At 65.3% G+C, this 392-nt stretch carries 1 protein-coding gene; it reads left to right on the top strand.

Translation table 11 applies throughout. The annotated features are described in order from the left end of the window. Nucleotides 1-392, top strand: a 392-nt coding sequence (locus ABGA94_RS17135) for a hypothetical protein (RefSeq protein WP_375367840.1), incomplete at both ends; no start/stop codon positions are given.

The following is a 392-nucleotide window of genomic DNA, read 5'->3' as shown; positions in this document are numbered from 1 at the left end:
CGATGTTCAATCGCGCGACGTCTGCGGGGTACGGCATCGGCGAGCGTCTGCTCGATCAGCTGTTGTCGGCGCGTTTCGGGCCCCGTCAGCCGCGTGTGCCCCTATCAAGCCTGGCGCCGATCAGGTTGAACCAGGACCAGGACCGGGTGTTCAACCCCGGGCCGAACCGGCGCATCGTGCTGGCCACCAACGTGGCCGAGACCTCGCTGACGGTGCCACGCATCCGCTACGTGGTCGATCCGGGCTTCGCCCGCGTCAAGCGCTTTTTTCAGGACCTGCGAGACGCCCAGCACCGCGCTATCCACGCATGGCGTGGATCTACCACGGCATCCCCGCAAACCGATGGATCCGCACCATCCGTGGACGCAGCATTTCCAGTACATCCACGCCAT

This window comes from Stenotrophomonas sp. 3diitr2024, assembly GCF_042136455.1.
In the GTDB taxonomy this organism is placed as follows: Bacteria; Pseudomonadota; Gammaproteobacteria; order Xanthomonadales; family Xanthomonadaceae; genus Stenotrophomonas; species Stenotrophomonas sepilia.
The sequence above is the reverse complement of the archived record's forward strand: the minus strand, read 5'-3'. Positions and strand labels throughout refer to the sequence as shown.